General features: G+C 42.0%; 13 protein-coding genes. 1 reads left to right on the plus strand and 12 read right to left on the minus strand.

All coding sequences use genetic code 11. From position 1 onward, the window contains the following. Positions 1-190: 190 nt before the first annotated feature. The 10 genes from EJQ19_RS06370 to EJQ19_RS06410 all read right to left on the minus strand — a co-directional run bounded on the left by EJQ19_RS06370 (position 191) and on the right by EJQ19_RS06410 (position 16,176). A complete protein-coding gene (locus tag EJQ19_RS06370) occupies positions 191-3,769 on the minus strand; it encodes a CBM96 family carbohydrate-binding protein (protein ID WP_126140345.1) in 3,579 nt (1,192 codons plus the stop codon). Between the two features lie 265 nt (positions 3,770-4,034). Beyond that, positions 4,035-4,889, minus strand: coding sequence for a glycoside hydrolase family 28 protein (locus EJQ19_RS06375; RefSeq protein ID WP_241242764.1), 855 nt, complete (start codon positions 4,887-4,889; stop codon positions 4,035-4,037). Next, complete coding sequence (locus tag EJQ19_RS32410) at positions 4,795-5,649, minus strand: fibronectin type III domain-containing protein (protein ID WP_338143323.1); 855 nt, start codon at positions 5,647-5,649, stop codon at positions 4,795-4,797. Before EJQ19_RS32410 ends, EJQ19_RS06375 begins: the two co-directional genes overlap by 95 nt. Before the next feature lie 194 nt (positions 5,650-5,843). After that, complete coding sequence (locus EJQ19_RS06380) at positions 5,844-6,566, minus strand: carbohydrate ABC transporter permease (RefSeq protein ID WP_241242758.1); 723 nt, start codon at positions 6,564-6,566, stop codon at positions 5,844-5,846. 131 nt (positions 6,567-6,697) lie between these two features. Next, a complete protein-coding gene (locus tag EJQ19_RS06385) occupies positions 6,698-7,594 on the minus strand; it encodes a carbohydrate ABC transporter permease (RefSeq protein WP_126140348.1) in 897 nt (298 codons plus the stop codon). Between the two features lie 67 nt (positions 7,595-7,661). Then, the gene (locus EJQ19_RS06390; protein WP_164716356.1) at positions 7,662-8,999 is read right to left on the minus strand and encodes an ABC transporter substrate-binding protein; all 1,338 of its coding nucleotides are present in this window, start codon (positions 8,997-8,999) and stop codon (positions 7,662-7,664) included. A gap of 157 nt (positions 9,000-9,156) precedes the next feature. Beyond that, a complete protein-coding gene (locus EJQ19_RS06395; protein ID WP_126140350.1) occupies positions 9,157-10,737 on the minus strand; it encodes a response regulator transcription factor in 1,581 nt (526 codons plus the stop codon). Beyond that, positions 10,730-12,475 (minus strand): cache domain-containing sensor histidine kinase, encoded by a 1,746-nt coding sequence (locus EJQ19_RS06400; RefSeq protein WP_126140351.1) that lies wholly within the window; start codon positions 12,473-12,475, stop codon positions 10,730-10,732. The genes EJQ19_RS06395 and EJQ19_RS06400 overlap by 8 nt, the downstream gene beginning before the upstream one ends. A 271-nt stretch (positions 12,476-12,746) precedes the next feature. Continuing rightward, complete coding sequence (locus EJQ19_RS06405) at positions 12,747-13,847, minus strand: rhamnogalacturonan acetylesterase (protein ID WP_126140352.1); 1,101 nt, start codon at positions 13,845-13,847, stop codon at positions 12,747-12,749. A gap of 25 nt (positions 13,848-13,872) precedes the next feature. Next, the gene (locus tag EJQ19_RS06410) at positions 13,873-16,176 is read right to left on the minus strand and encodes a glycoside hydrolase family 2 TIM barrel-domain containing protein (protein WP_126140353.1); all 2,304 of its coding nucleotides are present in this window, start codon (positions 16,174-16,176) and stop codon (positions 13,873-13,875) included. Between the two features lie 127 nt (positions 16,177-16,303). On the opposite strand from EJQ19_RS06410, the gene EJQ19_RS06415 reads away from it, so the two are divergent. Then, entirely contained in the window at positions 16,304-17,140 is an 837-nt protein-coding gene (locus tag EJQ19_RS06415; RefSeq protein ID WP_126140354.1) for an AraC family transcriptional regulator, read from the plus strand. A gap of 742 nt (positions 17,141-17,882) precedes the next feature. Here the strand turns inward: EJQ19_RS06415 and EJQ19_RS32160 are convergent. Further along, positions 17,883-18,449 carry an immunity protein Imm33 domain-containing protein gene (locus EJQ19_RS32160; RefSeq protein ID WP_206438373.1) on the minus strand — a complete coding sequence of 189 codons (567 nt, stop codon included), beginning with the start codon at positions 18,447-18,449 and terminating at the stop codon, positions 17,883-17,885. A 574-nt stretch (positions 18,450-19,023) separates the two neighbouring features. After that, a partial coding sequence (locus EJQ19_RS06425) for an IS110 family RNA-guided transposase (RefSeq protein ID WP_126140355.1) occupies positions 19,024-20,078 on the minus strand: 1,055 nt, incomplete at its 5' end.

Consider the following 20,078-nt stretch of genomic DNA (forward strand, 5'->3'; position numbering starts at 1 on the left):
CGGCTAGCCCCCCTTCGCAAGGATTAACTTCAACTTACATTTCATATCGTAACCATACCTGTATTGGTAAACAATGTATAAATCCGATTAGTAAGGTGTAGAAATTCGCGAACTTATAAGCAATACAACCGAATAAATGAACAGCCCCATGCAAATGCATGGGCCTAGTTCATTTGAAATATCAACCAAATTAATTGAGTGTAAGTTCAAGATAATCTACTGTAAAGTTGTAATTACTACTCGATGAGTTCTTACCGGTAACTGTAAATCGGAATAGATGGTTCCCAGCCGACAAGGTAACATTGCCTAAATCTGTCGCCGAGTAGGCAGCTGGACTTGAGTACTGATCTACTGTACTCCCCAAATTAACACCATCGACTGTAAGCTGTGTAATACCTCTATTCGTATTTTTCTTGTACCCAAAGTCAACGTTATAAGTACCGGCTACAGGGACGTTGATTGTGAATTCCACCCAGTCGCCAACCGCTGTAGAGTTACTGGTTTGGAGATAACCTCCTCCGCTTGCAACTGAGTCACCCGTTATATTGCTTACTGTCACTCCACTAGTTGTATTAGAAGTAGCCTCACCTTCAGAGCGTGCAACAATGCTCGTTACTACTTGCGGCATCAATTCAATGTAATCAAATGTTGCTGAATAGCTGCTGCTCGATGTATTCATACCGGTCACCGTGAAGCGGAACGTATGGTTCCCTGCCGATAGCATCACATTACCGAGATCAGATGCACTGTAGGCTGCAGAAGCAGAATACTCATCAACCGCGCTGCCTTGGTTTACTCCATCGACGGCTAATTGGACGGTACCTCTGTTTGTATTTTTCTTGTACCCGAAGTTGACGTTATATACGCCATCTACAGGAACATTAAGGGTGTATTCTACCCAATTTCCTGTAGTTGACGAGCTTGCTGTTTGGCTATATCCTCCGCCGCTTGCTGCCGAGTCATTGACATTACTGATTGTCGTACCGTTTGCAGTAACAGATGTGAATTCGCCTTCATAGCGAACTGGGGCTGTTTCTTGATACACTTTGATGCTATCAAAATCAGCCACTCCAGCTGCATTTTCTGTGTAGAACTGTACTTTGGCAATGTTGGATACTGGTGTAACGAAAGGCGCCTGACTCAACATCTTGACACCATTGATATATAAATCATAAGTATCTGTATAAGTATTAAGAGTCATGTCAAGATCATACCAGGCTCTGCTTGAATAAGTTTGAAGCGTTGTCCATGCACCGGAAGAATTTTTATAGACGATATTTCCAGATGCATCAAAGGCAATGGCGATCAGCGTATTCCCTTGGCTGTCAAAAACAAATGGAGCTCCGAACCAAGATGAAGTTGCATTGAACCGTGTTCTAGCCTTTAGCTTTATAATACCATTCAAAGGGGCGAATGATTTTGATGCATAAGACTGGCCGGATGTTGTGGCAGTACGATTAATACGGAAGCTCTTATCGAGGAGCCCCGGTTTTTCTGTAATCGTAACTGAACCTCCTATAGATCCGGATGTCGTCCAGCCTGATGGTGCCGCACCTGTAGCTTGGCTATTAAAGTTATCATTCAAAGCATACGTCGTGTTTAAAATAGGAATAGTCTTTGTCGTCTGTACCAGAATTGTTTCGTAAGCATTCATACTTACAACGACATCATCACCACTTGTTGTAAATGTCTTGGAACCTTGAGAAATCCAATTGTTATCCACATCGAAAGAACCTGTCGTCATCGTAACCGGACCATAGGCGAGGGCATTTTTCAAAGTAAAAGTCGAAGCGGTTTTACTAGCTAGAGCGATGGATTTGTCGCTTTCCTCAACTGCAATACCGACACCTTGATTGCTTGTCGTGTAGTTCACGTCCATACCACGAAGCTTCTTCGTAATATTCGCAGAAGTACCTCCACGTTCATTAAAGAATTTCAGTTTTGTGCCGCCAGCACTGTCCGGTTTTTTAGTAGCAAGATCGTAACCTAATGACTTCAGCCAAATATTCGTATTTTTAATTGCAGCAATATTCGTGTTATTCGCTACCGGTACATTGTTCGTACCATTGTTATACATGTCGTTACCGTCATTAGCCATCATGTTGTAAAGATTATATGCCGAGCCTCCGGCAATCGTAGCGAGATTCAGATAATCAGAATTCGAACGTGCAGCTGATGTTTCCATAATCATCGGATAATTTTGTCCGTAGTTATATGGCAAATAATTTGAATCAGGCCACAATCCTAGCCCATATCGGTACCCTTCATCGGTAGTCCCAATATAGGGATCATACCCTACAAAATCGACATATGAGGTGCCCCCTGCAGCCTTTGTATCTTCATTTCTGTTAACGAAGCCCACCTGGAATGTATGGAAGTTAATTCTCGTCCATACTGGATAATTAGATTGTTTTACAGCTGCACCTAAGTTTTGTACCCAAGTCCAGTAAGAATCAGCCTCGAATGCAGTATGCGATGTATATCCACCCGCGGTGTAGTCAGCATTACTATAAGCATCGTAAGAACGAGCATCACCAATATCATTTCCTGGTTCATTACTTATATCTGCACCTATAACGGTTTTCTTATTACCATGAGCGGTATTATACACAGCTACATGATCGAAAAGATTTTTCAAGGCAGTATACTCTTGTGCCCTTAAATTTGGATCATTTTTGGACATACGGAAGATATATACACCTTCATTGGTATATCCCGCTGTTTTGCTAATCAAGCTTCTTCCGTCACTCGTCTGCATTTTTGTATAGTTTCGAATGACGTAGTAAGGTACTCGGCTATCAATCGTCTGCTTCGTTGTATCAGAACCAAACCACATTAATTCAAGTTTTAATTTAGCGTTCTCGGCAAATCCGATCACCTTATCTACCCAGGAATAATCCCATGCATTTGCCCTGGATATCACAAGTTTAGGTGGAGCGGTTGTCCCTGCTGCTCCATCCATCGTTACGCCAATGTTATTTGTTGTATCCGTTTGCAGAATGAATGATGCTTTTTTACCATCTCCAAATGCATGGTTATTAATAAAGTCAGTTACGTCAAAATCGTAGAAAGCTACCTGATTCACAGGGTCGTACGAAGGCGTAACGCCTAAATCAAAAAGGTCCGTCCCTAAAGTTCCTGTAACATTATACCCGCTGTGGTTTGGAGCCCCGTTGTTCCATGTCATTGTAGATGCATTCCAAGAGTCATCTGTAATGCCGTAGAGATGTAAATTTGCAGTACCAGTATCCATACTATTCACATAAATTCTAATTTTCGCGGCATCTGCAGAGGTGCCCAACAAAGTGGAAAAATCAAATTTCAAGTATGTTAACGCCTGATTGCTTGTATTTGCAGCATCATACTTCGCTTTAACAGAACTACTAGTCGAGAAATTCGTACTTGCATTTGTGCCCCCTGAAATATATGTGGAAGCGGTTGCAGAAAACTGCTGATCCGGTTGGACCATAGACCACAAAATCTGCGAATTTGCCACAGTAAAACCATTATCAGCCGCAAGTTGATACACATTTTGCATCTGGGCATCATTATAATTGAATCGAGTTAAAATCTTATCATCCCTAATTTGGATACCGTTGAAGAAAAACGGCTTTCCGTCAGCAACGAGGGTCGGTTTTTCATAAGTTGTCGTATCCAAGGTAGAGATCGGGGTCGCCGCACTTGCAGTTTCAGGTAATGATGAAATACCCGAGAGTAGTGACATAGAGCATACTAGCATGCATGACATCGTTAGCAGTTTTCTAAACATGTAATACTTACCTCCTCAAAGTAATATCATGAGTGTCGATCTAGCTGCAAAAAAAATCATTTCGTAAACTCCGCAGCCTCCTTTTTAAATTCTTTTAATTCACAATTATCGTACTTTACAAGATATCTCTTAACAATGTAAAAACTCGAGAAGAGATTGGAACAAAATCGACTTTTTATAGTTACACCGAAAATATAAAGAACAAGCCGCTATAATCAGTGGTTACATCGGCTTGTTACTTCTAGTTCAAATGGTTTTAGCCCTACTAATCAATTATTTGAACGCCAAACACTGTATCTTTGTTTGTCGTATAAGTAGTTTTTTTCCCATTACGTAGTCTTACATTTTTGAACGTAATTTGATTACATGCTTTTAAAAATATCTCTTTGATATCATCGTTTTCATTGCCAAGGATTATATTTTCCAAAAGAACATCTTGTACATAGTAGTCTTTCACATGCTCTTCCCCATCATGGGTAAATCCAATAAGCTCCACCGCTCTCCCAGCACCATCAATAACCGTATTTTTTATTGTGATCCCCTTAAAGTATGGTAACGTGGGGGCAGGAATTCCATCTGCATTATAAGTAACACTATGTGCCATAAATCTGTCGATTACACAATCTACCATTAGTAAATCCTCAATATAGCCACCTCTTGAATTATGTGCTTTTAGTTCCAGCCCATATTTCGTGTTTTGAATAACGCAGTCTCGCATATAGACGCCTTTCACTCCACCTGATTGCTCGCTACCAATCGCCATTCCATGGCCGCCAAGCATGTTCAAATCAAATATTCGAACATTCTCAGTAGGAATATTAACCCGATTGCCATCAGGGTTTTTGCCTGATTTTATGGCAATACAATCATCACCAGTGTCAAAGGTTGTGTCAAAGATCATCAGATTTCTAGAGGAATCCGGATCCCACCCATCACCATTATCAATGCCTCTCGACTTAATACTGACACCATGTGTAGTAACCGTATCGCAGTAAATCATGTGGACAGTCCAACATGAAGGATTTTCAATATTGATACCGGTAAGGTGTACGTTCTTGCACTGGATAAAACCAAGCAGTCGACCGCGTATGCGTCTCCCCCCCCATGCCGTCCGAAACATATTCAGGATACTTTTCTTTGTCTGCATATAATTGTTTCATGGCGGTCCCCAGTTCGTTTCCGCCACCGTAAATCGTACCATCACCACAAATTCTTATATTCTCACAGGTTTCTATCAAACGGTTTTCGGGATTTAAGTGGCCTGCATTAATCAAGCTACGGTAACAATACATCTCCCAGCCTTCATACCTCGTTAGGATTAGTCCATCTTCATTTACCATACCTTTATAACTTTGTCTGCGCTCTTTCGGTACGATATAGTCATTTGGATCAAGGCTCCCTTTTAACATTCCATCTACGTGAAGGGTCATTTCACTTTTAAGCTCGAGAGTACCTGTAAGAACAATTGCACCTTTTGGAATGAAAACCGTCCCACCTGCTGGGCAATCATCAATCGCTTTTTGCACGGTAATGGTGCTTATGCTCTCCCCAGAAGCATCTGCACAGTAGGGGGACTTTGTTACATCAATGATAGTGCATGCTGGCTTCGTTCTTACAGTTAAATTGGGAGTTGAGGGATTGTCGTACGCGCTTACAGCTTGAATACGAAATTGATAAATTGTATCTTCGCTTAATCCTCTTAATGAAAAATGAGTTTGATTGGGTTTGGTTATTGCAATTCTTACCTCATCCTGAAACACAGCATAACCAATAATGTTCGCATAATCTAAAGGCTTGTCCCATACTAAAGTTAGACTATCAGTGGCCAAAGTTGCAGGTGCTACCATCAGATCTATTGGCATTTGATTTATATTTTTCATTACCAAGTCTCAACCTCTCTTGTTTATGATTTAATGTATGCGATTATTTTTACCTACTCTCGGCCAATAAAAGGCATATTCCTTGTATTAACAAAAAGAAGCACCGTCTTTCACTGGGAATAGGCGGTGCTTCTCATGTATTTATTCACAACCATGCTGTTCATGGTTGAGCCACTAGTTTCTTCCTACAACATTCAACCTTTTAATCCCGTTGTACTAATTCCGTCCACAATGTAGCGTTGGAAGATAAAAAATACAGCAATAGGTGGAAGTATGGAGAGACTTGCCATGGCAAACATACCGGACCAATCCGTGTGTGAAGTTGGATCTGAAAACATCCGTAACGCAACGCCTAACGTATACATTTTAGGTCTACCCAAATAAATCATTGCGTCAAAGAAGTTCTCCCAGCTCCAATAAAACTGAAAGATAGCCGTTGTTACAATAGCCGGGACAATCAAAGGCAGCACGATTCTAAAGAAAACAGCGAACCTGCTGCAGCCGTCGATTTTCGCCGATTCATCCAGTTCATCCGGAATTGTACGGATAAATTGCATAATCAAAAAAATAAAGAAGGCTGAACCAAAGAAACTTGGCACGACTAGAGGTAAAATTGTATTCACCCAGTGCATTTTGTAAAAGATAATGTATTGAGGAATTAAAATAATTTGACTTGGGAGTAATAATGTTATCATAACTGTTGCAAACCAAAACTTTTTAAAACGAAAAGGAATTCGAGCAAATCCATACGCAATCCAAGAACATGAAGCAATCATGCCAGCAGTAGAAAGCAGAACAACAATGATCGTATTCTTATAAAAAGTTGCGAAGGTAATGCCTGCAAAACCCTGCCATCCACGGGCAAAGTTTGAGAAATTCCAAACCTGCGGAATCAAGGAATGGGCATCGACAAACACCTTCTCAGGCTCCTTAAACGAACTTGCGAGCATCCAAAGCAAGGGGTACATAGCAAGCAGCGCAATCAAAGTGCATAACACGTGGAACCCTACACTTTGAAAACTTGAGTTTCTGTATTTAACCATATCTTTTACCCCTTTGACTCATAATGAACCCACGAATTGGAGGTTTTAAAAATAATTGATGTAAGGATTGCCACAATGACTAGCAAAATGCAAGATAGTGCTGCAGCATATCCCATGTGAAATAGTTCAAACCCCTGCCGGTAGACATATAATTGATAAAATAATGTTTTATCTAGCGGGCCGCCGTTCGTAATAATAAGCCCCTGAGCAAAGGTCATAAATCCACCAATCGTCTGCATGATTAGATTAAAAAACAATACAGGGCTTAGCATTGGCATTGTCACTCTAATAAATCGTTGAAAACCTCCTGCACCATCCATAACAGCTGCTTCATAATAAGATGCAGGAATATTCTTAAGGCCTGCCAAGAAAATGACCATGGAAGACCCGAACTGCCACATACTAAGTAAAACAAGAGAGCCTAATGCCGTGCTCGGATCGCCGACCCACGAAATATCTGGTGTTCTGCCAAACAGTACACCGATCAGGGAGTTAATTGCCCCTGTACGTGAGAAGAGCAATCCCCACATGACAGCAACGGCTACACTTCCGCCAATAATTGAAGGAATGTAGAACACAGTTCTGTACACTCCAATGAGACGATGTTTCGTGTTCAACAACATTGCTATCGCTAGAGCTACAGCCAAACGCAAAGGTGTCCCAATAAACACATAGATCAGTGTAACCTTCAAAGATTGCAAGAACTTTCCATCACTTTTAAAAATGGTAAGGTAGTTATCCAGCCCAATCCACTTTGGGGCGGACAATAGATCGTATTTAGTAAAAGAGAAATAAATAAGGCACCCCATTGGAATTAGGGTAAATGCTAAGAATCCGATGATCCATGGAAGGATAAACGTATATCCTACCGAATTTTCATATCGTTTTTGTATGGTTCCCATTGCCACTATCACCTACCTATAAATAGCGGGAGCATTGGATTTCTCCGAACGTTCCCGCGTTTCACTATTATTTCTTGTTCTTTTCAATGATTTTAGCAGCTTCAACTTTCAATGTTGCATAGCCTTGTTGAGGCGTTATCTTATCATATAAAATTTGTTGCTCTAAATCCTTCATCAAGTTGAAAATCTCAGTGGATCCGTTTGGTACCGGCGGATCAATTGGAGAGCTTGCTTTAGCGATCTTATCGATATACTCTGCTACCGCCTTCTGTTCTGGCGCAAATCCTTCTTTAATACCTTCTCTGACCTTTGCAACCGCCGGCATCCCGCGCTCTGCATTCAGAATTTTGTTAGCATCCACGTTATTGACAAAATAGCTGATAAACTTCGCTGCTTCTTCTTTATTTTGAGAATTCGCAGCAATGCTAAATTGCGCCGATGCCGGGAGAGCCGCACCTTTGGCTGCATTCGGACCTGGAAGCGGTATCAGTTTCAGCTGTCTTCCAGCCGCTTTTGTGATATTAGGCAACTGGTTGGAGTATAAGAAACTGATTGCCGACTTTTTCTTCGCCAGCATAGATTCTTCCGGCGATTTGATGGATACAACAACGTCTACTGGTGGAATTAAGCCGTCCTTCATCAACGACTTCTTCATGGTATAGAAGTCTACGTATGTTTTTTCTTCAAATCCGATTCCAGTTTTGTCTGCATATTGAACCTGACCGAACTGTCTCGCATAATAAGGGAAAACGTCGTTCAAGGTCATAAAGTCATCCCCACCGTACGAACCCGTTACTGCTTTCAGCTTCACGAGGTCTTTACCAAGGTCTTCCCATGTGGCATACCCGTTTTCTGGAACCGTAAGACCCGCTTTCTGGTAGGCTTCAGGGTCGATAACCATGGCTTTTGCACTAACTCCCAATGGAATACCATAAGTTTTGCCATTAATTTTTCCTGCTGTTAGAGCACTTTCACTAATACCACTAACATCGATTAATCCTTTTGCAATAAGATCATCGATCGGAGCAACCTGATTTTTCTCAATGAATTGCATAGTATCCGCCGAACCTACAAAGTACTGGAACACATCTGGCATATTATTGGTGGCTGCCTGAAGTGTCATCTTTTGGAAATAACCGTCAAAAGCTTGGAATTCAGGTTGGAACGTAATGTTTGGATGACTACTTTTGTATAAATCCAGAACCTTATTTGTAGCATCATGCCGAGGTTGAGTCCCCCACCAGAACACACGAAGTGTTGCATTTTTATCCGGTTGAGCAGAAGCTGCTGCTGCCGGAGTTTGAGTAGAGGTAGTTGTCGTGTCCTTATTACCACTTGAACATCCGACTAATCCTAAAGCGACAACGACGCTTGCCGCCACGGGAGCTATCCATCTTTTTTTCATTCTCATTACCCCTTCTGTATGTGTCCGTTGAAAGACTATGACCTGCTCTTGGGCCCTGCGAGCTATCATCGTCTTATTTACATCATACTAACCATGGCATAAACGAACAATGAAATAACTCGAGAACTTCCCCGTAGAAAATCTACATTTTCTAACATCATTCGATGCCGCGGGATCTTCTTTCTTCGTAACTCCGTTTATATTCCGAAGGTGTCATACCGGTATATTTCTTAAATACCTTTCCAAAATACTGGGTCTCCTCACGGAAGCCCGTCATTGTTGAAATTTCATATATTTTAAAATCTGATGTCTGTTCAATTAGGTGTTTTGCCAATTCCATCCGTCGGTCAATTACATATTGCGAGAACTTCACGCCCATCTCTTTAGTAAAGAGTCTCCCCAAATAGTCAACATTAATATAAAGCAACTCTTTTCCAATCCAAGTGAGAGTTAGATCTGGATTGGATAAGTGCTCTTCAACAATTTGCAATACGGAAGCAACCATACGATGGTGCTTTGATGAAGAAGCATCTTGATTAGTCGTTGCAATTGTTCCCATAACTGATTTTAGATACTCAAACGTTTCTTGTAAGCTACTGAATTCTTGGAAACGAACTACCTGAGCGAGCTGCTCCGGGGCTGGGGGCAGCTGTCCCTTTCGAATAATTATTAAATAAAGCTCCATGCAGTAGGCGATGACCTCATTGATTTCCATTCGACGAATTTCAAATATCTGAAATAATTCTCTCAGTCTTTCCTCTGCTGCCTTTACGTCTCCCGCTTTAACAGACATTGTAATTTCCTCAAATGAAGCTGAAAAGTCCTCCTGTCTAGAGGAACCAACGCCGTCTTGTACATCTTCACGTGTAATTATACATCCCTCTGTAAAGTAAAAACGGTGCCTCAAATACCCTTGAACCTCTTTATACATGCCACGAATATCCTTAAATCCTCCATCAGTACTTACACCAATAAAGAGCTCTAGATGATAATAGGATTTATAAATCTCACTCATCCGATTGAGAATGGCAATTAATTTCTGGAAGTCCATTGAAGGTATTAGCAATAAAACACTTTCTTCTACCACAGTGCTTAAAATTAGTCCTTCAGATGTGAAGAGATCCTCTGCTATGTTTTTTAATGCAAATCTTTGTAAGTACCCACATGAGTCGCTAAATTGTACTAGCACGAGCTGAAATGTCTGAATATTAGTGTGTAACATTTCCATAAACTCATCAAAATCCCGCTGATTATACGCTCCCGTTAGGGCAATATCCCGAAGAAACTGCTCTTTAACATGTGGTAGCATCTTCTTATAATGATGGTGAAGCTTTGTTATAAAATTCTGTTTTTCATGTTCCTGTTCAATTTCTTTTTTGATTTCTGTCAAAACTTCCAATATTTGAACTTCATTACATGGTTTGAGTAAATAATGCTTAAGGCCACTTCTCATTGCTTCACTCATATATGCATAATCGTCATAGCCAGATAACACAACAAATACAACGGCATGCTCCTGCTTTTCTTGAATTTTACGAATTAATTCAAGCCCATTCATAATAGGCATTTTTATGTCCGTGATGATGATGTCCGGTCGCTCTGCTTCGAAAAGTTCTAGTGCCTCAAATCCATTTTTTGCAGCACCAACCAAAGCTAGATCATGTTCGGACCAACTTATTAATTGAGCTATACTGTCTCTGGATAGCTTCTCGTCGTCGACGATTAGAACTTTATGCATGGTTCTCCCCCTCTTTTGGAATACTCACCGTAACGCATGTGCCAAGTCCAACCGTACTTTTGAAGCGTAGTCCCGCCTGTTCTCCATACATTAGCTTTAGTCGCTCATTAATATTTTTCAATCCAATTCCTGTTCCTTTTGATGTAATTTCAAATGCTCGCAATCGTTCCAGGAACTCCTCCTCCATCCCAGGGCCATTGTCTGAAACAGACACTTCAATTATCTCTGTCGTTTCCGCGGCTTCAACGGTTATTGTGCAGCTTTCAAGCATGTTTTCCAAACCATGCTTAATTGCATTTTCAACAATAGGTTGGAGTAACATTTTAGGGATTTGATATGAATAGAAACGCTCATCTACACTTAGATTAAATTGGAGTTCGCTTTCATATCTTACCTTTTGAATGTTCATATAATCTTGTAACAATCCGATTTCCTCACCTAGAGTAATCACTTCAACTTGATTGTTCATGGCGTTACGAAGCAGACGGCTAAGTGATTCGACCATCGTGGAGATCTTGTGCTGACCGCCGACCCTTGCTATCCAGTTGATCGAAGTCAACGTATTATACAAAAAATGGGGGTTAATTTGAGCTTGCAATGCCCTAAACTCCGTATCCTTCAGCATAATTTGCCTTGTATAATTCTCTTCAATCAACGCCTCGATTCTCTGAATCATGATAAGAAAACGCCTTTGCAAATATCCGACTTCATCAGACCGATCGGTCTCCTCTAAAACAATCTCTCCGAAATCGCCTTTCTCCGCCTGCTTCATTTGCATCGATAAATTTTCAATTGGCTTCGTTATCCCTCTCGCTACTCGGTAGCTAATCGCAATAACTGTAAGCAACGAAAGGAGCACGACCACAAGAAGGGCGAAGCGCAAATCATTTTTTTTCTTAAAAATATTGTTGTAGGAAATAAGATTATAGTACGTCCATCCTGTAACACGGGATGTCGTGTAGGCGATAAAGTAACTCGATCCCTCTATTTTTTCAGTCAGATACCCTTGTTTGGAGGCGAGCATTGCGGTGCTTGGTTGAAACTTAAGGTCAGGTGTATAAATCGGTTGATTACCTTTCCAAATAGCAAGAGTTACTTTATCTTTGGTTATGGATAAATGATTCTGAATTAGAGAATCCAAATTCAATTGAACGATTAACGTGCCTAATGGAGCCAACATATCAACGCCGATAGACCGGATTTCCCGTGCAGACAACAAGTAAGCGTTCATATTATCGGGTTCAATCCAAACGTTGGCCCCTTTGCCTTCCTTGGCTTTAACAACCGCTTCATTTTTCTTATTTTCGTCTGGTACCTGTGCAGACTGATTCACCATCATATCGTAGCCACTTTCATTAACAAAACGGATCGACGAAATATATTTGTCAGTCAGCATGCTTGTAAATATTTTATTTTTAAAGTCCTGTAGTATCTGTGCCCTGTCGTACTCGTTAGTTATTTCTTTGGCTTTGCTGAGTTGCTGCTGTATCCGTGCATCGGTCGAAATACTCAAGGTAAACGCTTCAATGCTTTGGAGTTCAGTCTCAATGTCACCTATGGAATTGTTAATGGCCCCTGCCGACTGACTGTACAACATTTCATCATACGCTTTAAAGACATATTGCAAACAAATCACAACAACGATACAAAAACATATAATCAACAGCATCATGACACTCATCAATCGATACTTAATCTTCATGTTTTTGAAGTTCAGATGATTATTGAACCTCTCCATAGTCACGACGCCCCTCCCTATAACCTACAACGTATTCGAAAAAAGAAACGCCTATATTTCAGTTTCTCTTTTTAGCTTAACCCAAGTTGAAACGGTTTCAAACGGAAAATATCGATCTCTCTAAACACATTTGATATTACGTTAGCGAAAATTAGAACGGAACTCAATGTAAAAACTCGATAACAATTAGGAAAAAACTCGATAATTTTCTACATAAAAAAAAGCCACCCCGAATCAGAGTGGCTTGCGTTAAGTTCGTTTTTGCGTAATGCTATTCAATTCTGCTTGCAACCAAAGCTTCCGCGCCCGGCAGCAAATGACGCTGTAAAGGTTCAATCCCTTTACCCTCGATCTCACTGACAATTAATCTGGCAATTTCGACCGCACCCGGCTCGGTAAAATGCGTATTATCTTGCGTACCCTCCGGCAGATACTCATATTGTCCCGCTTCCGTCCAAAGAAACACTTGCTTCGTGCGCTCTTCGCCAAGCTCCTCAAAGTACTCTTTACTTCTGGCAGCCAGATCGATGAACGGTATGCCCTCTTGTTCCGCAAGCTGGCGCATCGCCTCGATATAATCGCCGTGTGTGTTTCGAATCGTGCCGTCCTCCTCAAAGAAGCGGCGATGCATAGGCGCAACCAGCAGCGGATACGCCCCTGTATCCCTGGCAAGATCGAGATATTGCTTTAAATACGTGGGATAGGTGGTAAAAGGCTCCGTACCGATATCACTCTCTTTCTCATCATTATGAGCGAATTGGATGACCAGGAAATCGCCGCCGCGAAGCTTCTTAGCGATCCGGCTTAAGCGACTTTCTTGAATGAAGCTTTTACTGCTTCTGCCGGAGCAGGCATGATTCGCGATCGCTAAGCCGTCGCTCAGAAATAAACCGATGGTTTGCCCCCAACCTGTATACGGATAATGAAAGGAAGGCTGGTCCGTGACCGTCGAATCCCCCGCGAGAAAGAGCGTTGGCAAACTCGCCAGCCGCATCACTTCTACCTGCTGGACACTAGGCGCCTCGCCGCTAAAAGCTAGCTTTAACTGCCCGTCGGCAACATGAACGGCAAACGACTTTTTCACAACAACCCCTGCTTCAGTCTTCAACTCGTACAGTCTTAATCGACCGAGTCCCTCCTTCACCGTCGTTACCGCTTGTCGATTCGGAGAGCCGATCGTAAGCGTAACACGATAGTTCCCGTTCGGAACATCCATGAGAAGTGTTGGGACCGCAGGGATAAAATAATCGCCTGGCCAGGAATCTCGCATATCCTCCACTTTGGAGCGCATCAGCGGAAGGGAGAAGCCATATCCTTGCTCCATATCATACGTACCACATAAGTCGGTTTTAATTGCGTAGCCAAATTCCATCCTTTAGACCTTCCTTTACATAAAGCTAATTTACACTCATGACGAGCTGAGCCGAATACATCCCTTCTGAATGCGCGGTTACCACGACACGCCCAGCTTCACCGGTCAGTCGGATGACCGTGCTGACACAGCCCCGATACATGTGCATCCAGTTACGATCGTAGGGCTCGCTTGAACACAGATCCCCATTATCGACAGCCACGATCTCCGCCGGCCCCGTCACCTGAAAGGAGACTTTGGCGCTCTCGCGGAACACCGATACGCCGTCTGCATCCATGGCACGAACCGTGAATAATTTTTGATAGCCTTCTTTTGCCGCCAGATGGACGACTTCTTCAACGAAGCCAAGTTTAACGGCTGGCCCTGCTGTTTTCAACACATAGCTGCACACTTCATGCTTGTCTTTAAAGCCTCTGACTTTAATCGTCCCCGGCTGATAAGGCAGAAAGCCTGTAATCATGCGGTTCGGATAGGAACTCGGCTCCTTGACATGAAACTGTTTGCCGTTCAGATCAATCGTCACTTCTTCACAGTTCGTGGCAATCATATAAGGAATGACCGTCTTATTAAATTGAGGAAAGTTCCAATGGCTCGCATACCTAGGGGCATCCCAATGCTCTTTTGCCCCTTCATCCTGCAAGGAATAATCCATGACGGCCAAGTACACCATCGGCTTATCTGTCCAATAACTTTCATACAGATAAGAAATCGGCTTACGTTCATTGTTCGTGGAGAACAATGAACCTGCCCACCCTTTGGCAGGGTACCCCATCGACTCACCGAGATAATCAATACCCGTCCAGAGCATGCCGCCGATGACGTAATCAAGCTTTTCCACATCGAGCCATGGATTTTCATCCGAAAAATTTTGCATCTGATCCGGATGTCCGCGGAAATATTGAAACGTCTCGGTTCCCAGTATTAATTTATTCGGAACAGCCTCATGGATAAGGGGATACCATTGTTCTTGATAATTGCAGCTAATGACATCCACAATCTCCGCAATTCGGGCAATCCGCTCCACTCGTTCATACTTATCATAGATCTCTGTATCACTCACTTCGTCTACGAACTGCTGAATATCTTTGATTTTGGATAAATCCACTTCGCTCTCGTATTTAAAGTGAGGATTCATCGCATAAGAAACCGGTCTGGTGTCGTCCAAAGTAAGCAGATGTTCTTTCAGCATTTTTAGAATGCTAAGCATGGACGCTTGCGCTTGATTTTCAACCTCATTTCCTACGCCCCACATGAAAATACAAGGATGATTACGATCTCTCTTCACCATCGCTTCCAAGTCTGCTTGCCATTCCGTCTCAAAATATCTGCGGTAGGAGCCGCCCGTCCATTTATCAAACGCTTCTTCATACACAAGCAGCCCGATTTCATCACACAGATCTAGGAGTTCAGCAGCAGGCATATGGTGAGATGGACGAATAGCATTACATCCCATCGCTTTGAATTTGAGCAGTCGATCTTTCCAAATTTCCGCTGGAACAGCTACGCCCAGACAACCCGCATCCTGATGAATGCAAAATCCCTTAATCTTAGTCAAGTTGCCGTTGAGAAACATCCCTTTCCCGGGTATCATCTCGATCTCTCGAACACCGATTCGCAAGCGATACCCATCTACCACTTGATTCCCCTCATAAAGGGACAAATCGACTTGATACAAATTAGGTTGTTCCGGACTCCAACGCTTAACGTTCGGAATCTCTATACGAATGACGCCATCCTCTGATGTGCCTGTTAGACGAACGGTTCCATCCGTGATCGTTGCTGTTACCAACGAAGATGTCCCTGTTCGTATCATAACGACACCCGTACTTCCCTCCAACACGGATTTCACTTGAATGTCTCCCGGTTTCAGATGATTGTGATGTAGCTCCAGCAATTTGACATTTCGGTAAATGCCCGCTCCAGAATACCACCGATCTGCCGGGAAAGAAGTGTTATCCACCTTTACAAGGATCTGATTATCTCCTTCTTGAATCGCATGGGTAATATCCAGCGTAAATCTGGAGTACCCATATTTTCGCCCGCCGACTTCGTTCCCGTTCACCCATACCGTACAGTTTTCATACACACCGTCAAATTGCAAGTGATACACATACCCTTTTTTCATGCTGTCCAAAACAAGATTTTTTCTGTACCAACCAATTCCCCATCGTTCTCGGAATCCCTGAGGTGCCCCCTGCTTCATGTTCATGTTGATCGGCGCTGCGATTGCCCAGTCATGTGGCAAATGCACAGGCGCAAAGTTCTGATCCTCTGGCTCTTTTAAAGTAAACTCCCAACCGCTCATCATGAGGGTCTCTTTTCGGCTCATTTTGATACCGTCCTTTCATTGCTTATAGGTACAAGCTTTGTTATATTCAAATTATAAAATCCGTAGCAACTTTAAAACAATCTAATTATTTTAAGATAAGCACAAAAATATTAAGGTGGTATCTTTTGTGAGAAGACAAATTCCCATTATAACGGAATCGGATAGATTGCTTCCCTATTATTTAGTTGATGTGGGATCAGGTTGGAAGCAGGAACATATCGTGCGCGAGAAGGGATACTTTTACCAATGGATTCAGTGTATGGAAGGTGAAGGGGAGTTACGGACTGCAGGCAAAACGTTCCGGGTGAAAGAAGGCATGGCCATGCTTCTATTGAAAAATGAGCCTCATGAGTACTATGCATTAAGTCCTTCATGGATCGTAGACTGGATCGTCTTCGACGGTCGCCAAGTGGAGCCTTTTCTTCGATATATGGCGGAAATTCAAAACTCTGGAGCGTTTTATGTGATCCGACCCGACATATTTATTTCGAGAATTCAGCAAGCACTGGACATTCAACAGTCCGATAGGCCGATGAAAGGGATCCAATGCTCAAGCGTCATCTACGCCTTGCTGACCGATATTATCCAATATGCTTCCGTTCAGCCTAATCAGAGTGCCGACCTTCTGACTCACAAACTTAAACCTTTATTGGATTACATTGAACAGAACTACAATCAACCGCTTGCTCTGGAGTCCATGGCTGAGCTGACGGGCGTTACCCCCCAGCATTTATGTACCATTTTTAAAAAGACAATCAATGTCCGAATCTTTCAATATATTAATTCCGTTCGCATAAAAAAGAGCAAAGAGCTGCTCTTACACAATCATCCACAGATGCAGATTAAGGAAATTGCCACTTTGACCGGTTTTGAAGATGCGAATTATTTTAGTACCGTCTTTAAACAATTAGAAAAGATTAGCCCGAATGAATTTAGGAAAATTCAGTTGAGCAGCCGGAAATAAAAAACAAGCTGGAATCCGGTTTTTGGGATCTCGCTTGTTTTTTAATTTACGGCTAATATCCTCGCCAGCTTTATATCAATTCATACCACTTCAAAACTTAATTTGTTACTTCAAGACTTTATTTGTTACTTCAAGACTTATTTGTCCTCCAACAACCGCTGTTGGGTGACAAATAAGTTTTGAAGTGCAAGAAGCCAGCAAACTCAAGGGTTTGCTGGCTTTTCTTATAAAATCGATTGACAAATTAAGTTTTGAAGTTGTGTTTTGGAGTGAAACACCTGAATTACAAATAAGTTTTGAAGTGCTTTTTACAAACTATTGCTTACCGTCCCATTTAACTAATGTTCCTCGTTAGAATTCCTGTAAAACGAAAAATTTGGCGTTTGAACAAAAACGAGCGACTCAGTAAGATGGGGTTACGCACGAGGTCATAGCCTCAAAAAGCCCATCTAAGAGGTCGCTCTATCATAAAGTTTAAGGCACAGGACAAACAAACTCAACTCATAGAAAACATTATCGTTCATCATCTGGTCGTTGTTGTAGACATCGCCCAGGAAGTCCATACCAGTGTTGGCACCACCCAAGTATTACATGCTTACAAGCTTCACCTTGGGCACTCCAACTCCTCCTTCTTCTTCTCTTCTTCTCTTCAACTTAGAAATCCTGCGAATTCATGAGCCTGAGTGAGGAAACTGAATCATATCGAGGGAGCGTAATGGACCAGCTCTGAGGCACAAGAAGTTTATTTTATTGCATTTTCATCGAACCAAACATCTTGTTCTTTCCCTGTGATATTAAATCTATATCCATAAGGTAAAGCGAAATATTTGATTAGCTCTGGTCTTATAAATGCTACATGGTGATAATGAACCGTCATCAAAGATTCCACGTTATCGTCATACAGGTCAGTTGTAAGCCACCACCCAGACATATGCTCTGGTGAAAGATATCTCACTGCATCGACCGCTAGTCCTTCGTACACAATATTAGAAATAACTATCATTTGATTAAAAATTGGAAATTTCGGAGTTGACTCGTATTTCTGACATTCTTGTTTTTGTTCTTGGACTACTTTAATTGCATAGTCAGCACCTTCTCCAAGACCTTCACCATTGCTTTGGACTTCCAATATCTCATAATAAAGTTCAGAAAGTTCATAACATTTTACCAACCAAGAATGGTATGCAATAGTTTGGTCAGGCTTAATTGATGGCTTATCATCAATTACGCAATTAATTAAATATCTGATTAGCTCTACATACTCATCATATAACCTTTTTTTTAATGGATATAATAAATTCTTTATCAATCATTTTATAAAGTCCATTTGTCCGAATATATCCATGTTCAAACAAAATTTCAACTCCGCGATATTCAATCATTAATTTTCTCCTCATATCAAAATCAATAGATTTCGCCATTGTTTACAGTTAATTAGTAATTCTAGTTCCACATCACTATTCCCTTGCCATTAAACTCCCTCTATGGAGAAACGCTTTGCTCTCAAATACTCTCGTTTTCTCAGCTTTTGACCTTTAAATACTTTTTAGCAGATAACATTCAATGGTATGAAGTTGTAGAGGAAGAAATTTATGGATATGCCGAGGGACAAAAGACTCTCTACATAAACCACCTGTTGTAAAAAACGGATGGTATGGTAATGTATGGTTGCACCTTTGGATCTCCACATAAGCTCATGGTGGTCAACCCTCCCACATCTCGCAGAGTCTACGCTCCCACATTCCTTCATTCAACCTGTCCATGAGGTGGAGGTCAGATATGCTGCCCGACAGGATCTTCGTCCGTAAGGATAGTGCCTTTCCGACTCATCCGTGCTTCTTGTTATCTTGCTATGTCTAGGTCATCATCATATAAAACGAAATTTAAGCTGCTTGTGGTATCTCCGTAAATCGAGGGATATCCTGGATCATCTTTTCTTGTATGAGTTTGTTACATAACGCAATGAGAGACTGCATCTTTTTTAATGGATTCACAGGCCGTTTGGTATAGTACTCGTGCAGGGTTCGAAAGGCTGAATTTTTAGCGACTAGCGGCATCATCACTCTAAAGAGCAAGGCACGAAGCCGTTTCCTGCCTCTCTTTGTTATTCTGGTTTGTCCTGTATGTGTGCCGGATGAATTTGTTTTCAAGTTCAGTCCAGCGAGCTTCGTGATCTGCTTTGGATGTCGGTACTGGCCAATGTCCCCTATCTCAGCTAGAAAGCCAGCGATGGTATCCCGGCCAATCCCTTTTATGGCCAACACTTGCTTTACATGAGGGATCTGCAATAGCAGTTCATCCAGCTTTGCTTCCAGTTCCTCAAGTTTGTTCTGAAGCCATTCGTACTGTGTCAGCAGTAGCTTTAACTCCATTTTAGCCAACTCGGAGCCTTGCCTGATGCCAACAGAACGGCCGGCTGCTGCCTTCAGATTCTGTATTCTACCTAGACCAAGCCCGCGCTTTGCAGCCTCTCTTAAATGTTGCAGCAACGTCTCGTCTGGCACAGAAACAAGCTCATGCGGCAGTAGATTTAGGCTTAGCATTTGGATAGCAGACTTGCACTCCCAATCCTTAAATACCGTCAGAAACTCTGGAAAATACCGATCTATCCAGTTATGGACACGTGCTTGCACAACACAAAGGTCAGTTGTTAGGTGCTCGCGAATTTTCATGGCTTCTCTCAGTTCGGCATAAACACCTTGATGAAGGCTCGGTACAGCGTATCTCCCGTCTTTGACCAACTGTGCAATCACTTTTGCGTCCTTGATGTCATTCTTTGTTGGGGAATTGTCATCTAATTCTTTACTTTTCTTCACGTGTAATGGGTTCACTACGCCGTATTTTACTTGCTCTTCTTTAAGAAAATGGGCTAGGTTTAGCCAGTAATGACCCGTCGGTTCCATACCAACTATGGCATCCTTGAACCCTTGCTCCGTCG

The sequence above is a fragment of the Paenibacillus whitsoniae genome (assembly GCF_003955665.1).
Taxonomy (GTDB): domain Bacteria; phylum Bacillota; class Bacilli; order Paenibacillales; family NBRC-103111; genus Paenibacillus_E; species Paenibacillus_E whitsoniae.